We start from the raw sequence: 8246 nt of genomic DNA on the forward strand, positions 1-8246 counted from the left end.
AAGTGCGCCACGGGTCACTCCAAAGCCTCCCCTGAAAGCGGTAAAAGGTGGCAAGGGCAAGCCGGGATCAAAGCCCGAGCCTGTCTCGGTTAAGAAACCTGAACCTACCGCTGAGTACATTATCGAGACCGTGCCTGGACTGGAGCAGCTTATGTCTGCCGAGATTCGGGAGCGCTTCCCTTCGCCTCCTAAAAAAGAGAGAGATGAGCCGGGGGTGCTGCGCCTCGCGTTTAGTGGTAAGGCGGAGCGCCTACTCGCTCTACGCTTGGCCGTGGCGGTCTTTCGCTGGCGTCTGCATCCCGTGCCGCGCCCCACGGGGCTGCTTGGGCATCAGTACTTCTCCGCAATTCTCAGCGACTGTCGAGCCGCAATCGCGCTTCACCCGGAGGGTAGCTTCACGTCGCTGCGGCTGGCGGCGGCGGGACGTGCCACCGAGGTGATGGCCCGGCTGGCAAGCGAGCTGGCAAAGGCACTGAATCTCACGGTAGACAACACGGGCGAGGAGACCCAGACACTTCTTGTGCGGCTGCGGCCTCTGCAGAAGAAAGTGGAGAAGCCGCCGCGTCGTCGCTCGCGTGACGATGCTCCCGAGGTGGATGAGTTCTACACGGTCTGGGAGAGCCTAGTGAGCCTCTCGCCGCGCCCTCTCTCCACCAGAGCCTGGCGCGTGTCAAACTACCCGGGTGCCGTCAATGCCTGCGTGGGCTATGCCATGGCCAAGCTTGCGGGCGAGTCCGAGCACTTTCTGAATCTCTGCGCGGGCTCCGGGACAATCCTCATTGAGCGCGAGCAAAAAACCGCAGTGGGCTGCGACACCAGCAAGGCGGCTCGGACAGCGGCGGCGGCCAACGGAGTCGAGCTGAAAGACTGGGACGCGACCGCAGTGCCTCTGGACGATGGCTGGGCGGATGCAATTGCCGCAGATCTGCCGTTCGGGCAGCGCATCGGCTCGCACAAAGACAACGTCAAGCTCTACCCCGCGCTCCTCACCGAGGCCGCCCGTCTGCTCCGGCCGGGCGGGACAGGGGTCTTTCTCACGCACGAGATTCGCCTGTTTGAAGAAACTCTCGGGCCACAGTGGAAGATCGAGCGCGTGATTCCCCTCGCGCTGGGCGGAATGCACCCGAGGCTCTATGTTCTAGAGCGGCTTGCTCCGAAGAAAGGGGCGCGAAAAGCGTAGCGAAGAGAGACGCTTAGGGCGAGGAAGGCTTCTTGCGAAAGTGGCTCTCCTCGCCTTTGAGTAAGCGCTGGATATTGCTACGGTGGCGGACAATCACAAAGACCCCCACAACGGCACCAAAGAGCTTCAGGGCGGGTGGGTCGCCCAGAACCCAGAAGAGGCTCGCCTGAGCCACGGCGGCGGCAATCGAGCCCACGGAGATGTAGTCGGTAACCGCCACAACCACGACAAAAACGCCAAAGGCACTCAGCCCGACCCGCCAGTCCAGGCCGAGCAGCACGCCAAGGGCCGTGGCGACGCCTTTTCCGCCCCTGAAGCGCACAAACGGCGAGTAAATATGCCCAAAAACTGCCGCGAACCCCGCCCCGACAACCCACTCAGGGCTCAGTGCCAGCCGGTGGGCTAAAAAAACCGGTAGCCCCCCCTTCAGCGCGTCCAGAACAAAGACCAGTGCTCCCAAGGGCTTGCCGAGCTGGCGCATCGCATTGGTCGCCCCGATATTGCCGGAGCCTTTCTCGCGCAGGTCAATTCCCTTGAGCTTACCAATCACTAGCCCAAAGGGAATGGCCCCCACCAGAAACGCAAGAAGACAGACCAGCTCGGGGCGCATCGGAGGCAATTACGGGGTTCTCCAGCTCTGACCGGGATCGAGCAGCGTGCTGGCCTTCTCCGGCCCCCAGGTGCCAGTGAAGTACGGCTGGATATCGTGCGGGCGCTCTTTCCACGCTTCCATCACGGGAGTAAGGAGCTTCCACGCCGCCTCGACCTCATCGCCACGGGCAAAGAGACTCGCATCGCCCCGGATCGTGTCCAGAATCAGCCGCTCGTAGGCATCGGCGATAGGCATGTCCTTGAACTCATCGCGGTAGAGAAAGCCGAGTTTCACGGGGCGTAGGGTCATGTTCGGCCCGGGCTGCTTGGCCCCCATCTGAAGGAAGATTCCCTCATCGGGCTGGATGCGTAGCACCAAAACATTGGGATGCACTTCATCGCGGTTGGTTCTTGCAAACAGCACCTGCGGAATCGCCCGGAACTGGACAGCCACTTCCGTGGTACGCTTGGGCATCGCCTTGGCGCAGCGCACGTAGAACGGAGTTCCCGCCCAGCGCCAGTTGTCCATGTGGAGTTTCATCGCCACATAGGTCTCGGTATCGGAGCCCGGGGGAACCCCCTCTTCATGGCGGTAGCTATCGTACTGGCCACGCACGGTCAGCCGATGAACATCCTCGCGAGAGATAGGCCGGATTCCTCGGATCGCCTTCACTTTTTCGTCCCGAACGGCGTTGGCATCCAGGCGCACGGGCGGCTCCATGGCCACAAGCGAGAGAATCTGCAGCGCGTGATTTTGCAGTACATCGCGAGTCATCCCCGTGGCATCGAAGAAGTTGCCGCGCCCCTCCACACCTATCGTTTCGGAAACGGTGATCTGCACATGATCCACGTACTTATGGTTCCAGAGCGGCTCAAATATCTCGTTGGCGAACCGGAAGAACAAAATATTCTGGACAGTTTCTTTGCCCAGATAGTGATCAATGCGGTAGACCTGATCCTCTGTGAAGTGCCCGAGCAGCGCCTCGTTGAGATGCCGACTGGTCTCTAAGTCGTAGCCAAAAGGCTTCTCGACGATCACCCGTGCCCAGCCGTGATCCGTCATCCCACGGCGTGAGAGCCCCGCCTGGCCTAGATGCTCTACCACTCCCTCGTACTGCTCCGGTGGGATGGCGAGATAAAAGAGCCAGTTATGGTGAGCATTGCGCTCCGTGTCCACGGTCTCCAGCTTCTCGCGTAGCGCAGTAAACCCCTCGGTGGAGTCGAACTCACCACGGACATAAAAGCAGCGCTGAGCAAACGTGTCCCACTTATCCAGAGGGACATTGGGGGCGAACTCCGCCATATTGGCCTTGAGATCGGCGCGAAAGACCGTGTCATCTTTATCGCGGCGGGCATAGGCCAGGATCACGAAGTCCTCGGGAAGCAGGCCCTCACGGTGAAGGGCATAGAGAGCGGGGGTGAGCTTGCGGCGGGTAAGATCGCCGGTCGCACCAAAGAGAACAAAAACACAGGGATCGAGATCGTTCATTCCGATTACTAGGGTATCATGTACAGCTATGAACCGACGACGTTTTCTTTCAACTTTTGCCGGAGCCGCGCTCGCGGGCTCCCTTCCCGCCACTGCCCACGCCGAAGGTGGCCTGCGTGGCTACATTGCGCGCCCAGAACCTGCCTACAAGTGGGAAAAACGCAGCGAAAAAAAGATCGCCGGAGGAATGATCTACGACCTCTGGCTGGTCTCACAGACCTGGCATGAGCATCTCTGGGAGCACCGTTTGCAGCTCTTTGTGCCCGAAAAAGTGCTCGCCGCCAACTTCTGTACCTTGCTCAACACGGGAGGCGGGGGCTCCTCCGAGGAGGAGCTGATCGGAATGTTCGCCGCAAAAAGTGCTCAGAGTGCGTTTGCCATTCTCTACCATATTCCGAAGCAACCTCTCTACGGCGGTCTCAAAGAGGATGCATTAATTGTCTATACCTGGCAAAAATTCCTAGAGACTGGTGATGATACCTGGCCACTGCACTTCCCTATGGCAAAGGCGGTGATTAAGGCCATGGACGCGCTCCAGGCATTCAAACCTGAGCTGAAGCGCTTCCTAATCACGGGTGCGAGCAAGCGCGGCTGGACGACCTGGCTGGTCGGGGCGAGCGGTGATACGCGCGTGGTCGGGATCGCCCCGATGGTCATTGATATTCTCAATGTCGAAAAGCAGATCGGACACCAACTGGAGATGCTGGGAAAGCCAAGCGAGCAAGTGGAGGACTACACCGCTGTCGGCTTCGACAAGCTACTTCTTGCGCCGCGTGGCAAAGAACTGATGAAGCTGGAGGATCCGTATTCGTACCGCGATCAGCTCACGCTCCCCAAGCTGATCCTGCTGGGCACCAATGATCGCTACTGGTCACAGGACGCGCTGAATCTCTACTGGGATGGCCTCAAGGGCGCGAAGTGGGTACTCTACATGCCCAACTCTGGCCACGGGCTGGAGGACCGTGGGCGGCTTCTCACCACCCTGGCCGCGTTTTCCCGTACACTGGCACAGGCGAAAAAATGGCCGACACCGACCTGGAAGTGGACTGCCACAAAACGGAGTGCCGCGCTACGGATCGAGAGCGATGTCCCCCTCGTCTCCGCGCGCCTTTTCCACTGCACCGCTGCCACCACAGACTTCCGCGACTCCAAGTGGACATCCGAGGAGATCGTGGCCTCCGGCAAGACCGCGCAGGGTCGCTATGAAGCACCCGAAACCGGCTTTGCCGCCACCTACGGCGAGCTGACCTACGAGCTAGAGCCGGGCAAGCCCTTCACGCTGGCAACCCAGATGCAGATTCTCGGGAAATAAAACATTATCCGTAGAAATACGGGTTTTGCTGCCTGCATAGTGCAAATGCTACGAATCTTGCATTAGGCTAACTCCAGAGTGAGTTATCTTAATACCAAAGACAAATTTGTGGCGGCACTGATGGCGCTCTCCACTATCGGGCTCCTGGGAGCCTTTTGTGCGCTGCTGGGAGCCAAGTGTACTTTTGCCGAGCCGCTCCCAACCGCGCCTCAGCTAAGAGCGACAACAGCTCCCGGTGTCGAGGGCCTGGGAGCCCTGGTTCTCGGGGGTCTTTGCCTCGCTTTCACACGCCGCATGCTACGTAGCTAACCCTACTTCGGCAGTTCGGGAGGCTTGCCGTGGAACTTGCGCGGAGGGAGCGGGTCTTTGTAGGCAATCCCGTTCTTCACAAACCCACCATTGGACAGATACCACCGCCCGCTCTTGGCCACTCCTGCGGCAAAGTCCAGCCGGTCTTTGGCACGCCCGGTGGCATCGCAGCTAAAGCTTGCTGATTCTATTTCTTGCCATTTATGATCACTACTGCGCACCCAGCTCGGGCCAAACTCCGCCAGCCGCAGAAGCTGCCCATTGTCGCCGTCGAAGTTCTCATTGAACGAGTAGAGCCCGCTGAGATAGTTGCCATCTTTGGGCGCACGGAAGCGGGCAATGAGGCCCCAGGTGCGCTTCTCCGGGAACCAGAAGTAGCCCGAGTAGATGGTCTGCTTGCCTTTTCCGATTTGTACGGGCTCGGCGTGGACGAGAAATTTATAGGTTGTGTCACGCTCCCAGGGATAGACCACGTGGCTATGACCGCCCGTGCCCTCGTTGCCAAAGCCGCTCGCGATCACACCGTCGCCCTTGTCTAAGAGCTTCACCTGGTCTTCGTCGGCCACTTTGCTGCGATCCACGCCCTCATTGCCACTGTCCCAGATCGAGAAGATAATGCGGCGCTCCGTGGGGCTGTTCACTTGAATCCCAAAGTACCCGCGTGCAAAGCCACAGGCCATGTAGTAAGAATAGAGTGGCTCCGTGCGCACTGTTATTTCGTTGTAGAACCACTCAGCCTTCGTCTCTTTGGCGAGTGGGTAGGCTAGGTGTACGGAGGCGCAGTTCTTGCGCTCCTTAAGATTAAAATGCGCCTCTTTCGCGGTGGGGCCGGAGAGCAGTAGCGCTTCGGCATCTCCCTTGACGGCGAAGCGCCAGTAGCCGGGGGATACGGAGATTGTCCCCTTCTCCCTGACGAGGTGCCGACTGGCACCGCCGGGCTTAAGGATGCCTCCTGCTGGCACTTTCTCGACAAACAAATCACCTTGCCTGCCCTCCAGATCGAGCACGAGTAGCCCTGCCTGCTTGATCTCGCCGTACCAGACGGTAACGCCCGACTCTTCGTAGGCGGTCAAGGCGGGGATACGCAGTGTTGGTTCTTGTTTCATACTGCCGCAACTATTCGCCGCGATAGAATAAAAGTCATGCTAACCCGCCGGATTATTCCGTGTCTTGATATCAAAGAGGGTCGCGTCGTTAAAGGCGTGAATTTTCTGGGCCTGCGCGATGCGGGCGACCCGGTGGAGCTAGCAGCACGCTACGATGCCCAAGGCGCGGATGAGCTGGTCTTTCTGGACATCACAGCATCGTCGGACAAGCGCAGCTTGATCTTTGAGCTCGCCAGTCGAGTGGCTGAGCAGGTCTTCATCCCGTTTACGGTTGGCGGCGGCATTACAAGCGTAGACGATGTCCGGCGTATGGTCGCTACGGGAGCCGACAAAGTCTCGATCAACTCCGCCGCGCTGCGAAACCCTGACTTGATCAGAGAGGTCAGCGAGCGCTTCGGGAGCCAGTGCATCGTGGTCGCGATTGACCCGAAAAAAACCGGCAACACCAAATCGGGCTGGGAGGTGCACTCACACGGCGGACGCACTCCCACGGGAATAGACGCGCTGGAGTGGGCCGAAAAAGTCGCCAAGCTCGGGGCGGGAGAGATCTTACTCACTTCGATGGACGCCGATGGAATGAAGACGGGCTACGACCTGCCCCTCACCCGCGCCATCTCTGATCTCGTCCCCATTCCCGTGATCGCCTCAGGCGGAGCCGGGACGCCACAGCACTTAGTGGACGCCGTCACCGAGGGCTGCGCGGATGCTGTCTTGCTCGCCTCCATGCTCCACTACGGCGAGTACACCGTCTGGCAGCTCAAAGATTATCTTGCCAATGCAGGCGTGGCCGTTCGTCCGGTAAAATAACCTCATGGACGCTACCCAGACCTGATCCAGTACCCAGACTCGATCCAGCGCCCGCCCACTGAAAGTAGGCGTCTGAGGGCGTTCCGCCAAAAAGTCGCTCCGCGACTACCCAGTCTCTTCTTTGTCGCGGAACGACTTTTCAGCCGAAGGCTTTCTGACGCCTACTTTTAGTGGGCGGATATTTTGAGGAAAATCCATGACCGATCTTGCCGCTTTTATCGCCACGACGACGCTGGCGGACACGCACGAGCACTTACATACGGAGGAGAAGTTTCTCGCCGATGGCCCTGATGTTTTAGAGGATCTATTCGACCACTACACGCGGGCGGATCTCGCGGTCGCGGGGGCAAGCTCTGAGGCGCTGAAGCGGCTAACGGATCGCAATGACCACGATCTGGCCGGGCGCTTTTTGGGCGTTCGGGATGCCTGGGAGGCGATTCAGCACACGGGCTACGGCGAGGCAGTTCGGCTCACGGCAAAGCGCGTCTACGGCATGGACGAGCTTGCTGTCGAAGCGCTTCCGGTGGCGCAGAAGATTGCGGAGAGCTTGCGCAGGCCCGGTGAGAGGTTGCGGCTCTTGCGAGATGTTGCCAATCTTTCCTATGTCCAGATAGATGACTTTCGCTGGAATTGCGAGCCGAGCGACGATAACTTCTTCCAGTACGATATTAGCGTGGTGGGGCTGGTACAGGGTAATGTTCCTGAGAGCTGCGCTACTCCCGAGGCCATTCGGGAGCATATCGGCAGCAGTTTCGCGCAGTGGGCTCCGAAGGCCGTTGCGATCAAGAGCCAGCATGCCTACAATCGAACCCTGCACTGGCAGGAGCGCACGGATAGCGAGATCGCGCCGCTTTTGGGAAAATCGGAGCCTACAGAGGCCGATAAACTCGCGCTGGGAGACTGGATGTTTGCGCGGTGCATTGAGGAAGCGATCCGTCATGAACTACCGATTAAGATCCATACCGGGTACTATGCAGGCCATAGCTACATGCCCATCGAGCGCGTGCCGTCGGGCTTACTGACCGGGCTCCTGCGCCGCTATCCTGAGGCACGTTTTGTTCTGATGCACACCAGCTACCCGTACGGCCATGAGCAAATAGCGCTTGCCAAGCACTTTCCCAATGTTTTCCTGGATCTTTGCTGGGCGTGGAGTATTGACCCGTACGCCACCCGGGACTTTGTGCGCCATGCCATTCACGCGGTTCCCGCCAACAAACTCTTTGCCTTCGGCGGCGACTCGTTCTGGCCTAACGCCAGCGTGAGCTATGCGTTTCAGGCACGAGCCTGGCTGACACGAGCGCTGCAAGCCGAGGTAAGCGAGGGGCTTCTCACGGAGAAACAAGCCCTGACGCTAGCGGCGCGCTGGATGGGCGGCAATCAGGCGGCATGTTTTAATTTGTCTTGAGGGGTGTGCGATAAAGAACGCAGGAGGGGGAGAGTCATGAAACGTGG

At 59.3% G+C, this 8246-nt stretch carries 8 protein-coding genes; 5 read left to right on the forward strand and 3 right to left on the reverse strand.

The genetic code is table 11. The features are described 5' to 3' along the window. The coding region (locus ACH2EH_RS23080) for a hypothetical protein (RefSeq protein ID WP_395145466.1) at nucleotides 1-1180 on the forward strand (1180 nt) is incomplete at its 5' end. A 13-nt stretch (nucleotides 1181-1193) separates the two neighbouring features. Here the strand turns inward: ACH2EH_RS23080 and plsY are convergent. Together plsY and zwf are read right to left on the reverse strand one after the other, a co-directional pair. Further along, a complete protein-coding gene (gene plsY, locus ACH2EH_RS23085; RefSeq protein WP_395145478.1) occupies nucleotides 1194-1790 on the reverse strand; it encodes a glycerol-3-phosphate 1-O-acyltransferase PlsY in 597 nt (198 codons plus the stop codon). Nucleotides 1791-1799: 9 nt separating this feature from the next. After that, nucleotides 1800-3260 carry a glucose-6-phosphate dehydrogenase gene (gene zwf / locus ACH2EH_RS23090; protein ID WP_395145468.1) on the reverse strand — a complete coding sequence of 487 codons (1461 nt, stop codon included), beginning with the start codon at nucleotides 3258-3260 and terminating at the stop codon, nucleotides 1800-1802. 28 nt (nucleotides 3261-3288) lie between these two features. On the opposite strand from zwf, the gene ACH2EH_RS23095 reads away from it, so the two are divergent. Both ACH2EH_RS23095 and ACH2EH_RS23100 read left to right on the forward strand, forming a co-directional pair. Continuing rightward, nucleotides 3289-4572, forward strand: coding sequence for a PhoPQ-activated pathogenicity-related family protein (locus ACH2EH_RS23095; protein WP_395145470.1), 1284 nt, complete (start codon nucleotides 3289-3291; stop codon nucleotides 4570-4572). Nucleotides 4573-4650: 78 nt separating this feature from the next. Further along, a complete protein-coding gene (locus tag ACH2EH_RS23100) occupies nucleotides 4651-4881 on the forward strand; it encodes a hypothetical protein (RefSeq protein ID WP_395145472.1) in 231 nt (76 codons plus the stop codon). A 2-nt stretch (nucleotides 4882-4883) separates the two neighbouring features. On the opposite strand, the gene ACH2EH_RS23105 is transcribed toward ACH2EH_RS23100, so the two are convergent. Further along, the gene (locus ACH2EH_RS23105) at nucleotides 4884-5987 is read right to left on the reverse strand and encodes a DUF3472 domain-containing protein (RefSeq protein ID WP_395145474.1); all 1104 of its coding nucleotides are present in this window, start codon (nucleotides 5985-5987) and stop codon (nucleotides 4884-4886) included. Nucleotides 5988-6023: 36 nt separating this feature from the next. Here ACH2EH_RS23105 and hisF point away from each other — a divergent pair, with 36 nt between their 5' ends. Together hisF and ACH2EH_RS23115 are read left to right on the forward strand one after the other, a co-directional pair. After that, a complete protein-coding gene (hisF, locus tag ACH2EH_RS23110; RefSeq protein ID WP_395145475.1) occupies nucleotides 6024-6794 on the forward strand; it encodes an imidazole glycerol phosphate synthase subunit HisF in 771 nt (256 codons plus the stop codon). A 196-nt stretch (nucleotides 6795-6990) separates the two neighbouring features. Next, the gene (locus tag ACH2EH_RS23115; protein ID WP_395145476.1) at nucleotides 6991-8199 is read left to right on the forward strand and encodes an amidohydrolase family protein; all 1209 of its coding nucleotides are present in this window, start codon (nucleotides 6991-6993) and stop codon (nucleotides 8197-8199) included. The last annotated feature ends 47 nt before the right edge of the window (nucleotides 8200-8246 follow it).

The sequence above is a fragment of the Armatimonas sp. genome (assembly GCF_043760365.1).
GTDB lineage: Bacteria > Armatimonadota > Armatimonadia > Armatimonadales > Armatimonadaceae > Armatimonas.

Coding starts and splice junctions, on each gene's coding strand:
- zwf (WP_395145468.1), bottom strand. CDS start 3,260: ATGAACGATCTCGATCCCTGTGTTTTTGTTCTCTTTGGTGCGACCGGC.
- ACH2EH_RS23105 (WP_395145474.1), bottom strand. CDS start 5,987: ATGAAACAAGAACCAACACTGCGTATCCCCGCCTTGACCGCCTACGAA.
- ACH2EH_RS23095 (WP_395145470.1), top strand. CDS start 3,289: ATGAACCGACGACGTTTTCTTTCAACTTTTGCCGGAGCCGCGCTCGCG.
- ACH2EH_RS23115 (WP_395145476.1), top strand. CDS start 6,991: ATGACCGATCTTGCCGCTTTTATCGCCACGACGACGCTGGCGGACACG.
- plsY (WP_395145478.1), bottom strand. CDS start 1,790: ATGCGCCCCGAGCTGGTCTGTCTTCTTGCGTTTCTGGTGGGGGCCATT.
- hisF (WP_395145475.1), top strand. CDS start 6,024: ATGCTAACCCGCCGGATTATTCCGTGTCTTGATATCAAAGAGGGTCGC.